We start from the raw sequence: 1,186 nt of genomic DNA, 5'->3' as shown, positions 1-1,186 counted from the left end.
TGAGCTACCCCCCGAAATTCGGACACTGACGTAAGCTGCGATTTGTTGTCTGTTGATCTTCAACACGAAGGAGATCGACGATGTCGAAACGGAAGCAACACCACCCGGAGTTTAAGGCCAAGGTCGCGTTGGAAGCGCTGAAAGGCGAGGAGACGGTGAGTGAACTGGCCAGCCGGTTCGGGGTTCACCCGACAATGATCCACCAATGGAAGCGTGCTCTGCTTGAAGGTGCGTCTGGCGTATTTGAGCGCGGCGGCCGGAAGGCACCGGAAGTCGATGAAGAACAGGTCAAAGACCTTCACGCCAAGATCGGGGAGTTGGCCGTCGCCAACGATTTTTTGGCCAGAAAGCTCAAACCTTGGACCGGCAAGTGAGACGGAAGATGATTGAACCGAACCTTCCGGGTCTGTCTGTTGGCAAACAGTGCGCTTTGCTATCGATCTCGCGGTCGTCATTTTACTATGAGCCGAAGGGCGAGAGTGAGATGAACCTCGATCTGATGCGCGTGATTGACAAGCAGTTTCTGGAGACGCCGTTCTATGGCGTGCGCCAGATGACGTGGCATCTGCGCAACGACGATCATCTGGTCAACGAAAAGCGGATCAGACGCTTGATGCGGCTAATGGGCCTCATGCCGATCTATCAAAAGCCAAATACCAGCAAGGCCGCAAAGGGCCACAAAATTTACCCCTACTTGCTGCGTGGCCTGCGGGTGGATCGGCCCAATCAAGTTTGGTGTGCAGACATCACATACCTACCGATGAGACGCGGCTTCCTCTATCTGGTGGCCATCATGGACTGGCACACGCGCAAGGTGCTGGCCTGGCGTATCTCCAACACGTTGGAGGCGGACTTCTGCGTCGAAGCGTTGAACGAAGCGATCCAAAAGTTCGGGCCGCCCGAGATCATGAACACTGACCAGGGCAGCCAGTTCACATCGTTCGCATGGACGGACCGGCTTCGTCGTTCGGGCGTGCGCATCTCCATGGACGGCAAGGGCCGGTTCCTCGACAACATCTTTGTTGAGCGGCTTTGGCGGAGCCTGAAATACGAATGCGTCTATCTGCACGCCTGGGAAACCGGATCAGAAGCTAAGGAGGGCGTCGGAAGATGGATGCAATTCTACAATCGAAAACGACCTCACTCTGCTCTTGGCGGGAAACCACCTGCCGTGGTCTATTGGCAG

1 protein-coding gene is annotated in these 1,186 nt (G+C 55.8%); it reads left to right on the top strand.

Translation table 11 applies throughout. The features are described 5' to 3' along the window. Window positions 1–80 precede the first annotated feature (80 nt). A protein-coding gene (locus BUC32_RS20090; RefSeq protein ID WP_407695257.1) for an IS3 family transposase occupies window positions 81–1,186 on the top strand; the annotation gives its coding sequence in 2 pieces (ribosomal slippage) (window positions 81–348 and window positions 348–1,186; 1,107 coding nt annotated over the 2 pieces). This gene is flagged as partial in the annotation.

Origin of the sequence: Shimia gijangensis (genome assembly GCF_900142085.1) — a bacterium.
GTDB lineage: Bacteria > Pseudomonadota > Alphaproteobacteria > Rhodobacterales > Rhodobacteraceae > Shimia > Shimia gijangensis.
The sequence above is the reverse complement of the archived record's forward strand: the minus strand, read 5'-3'. Positions and strand labels throughout refer to the sequence as shown.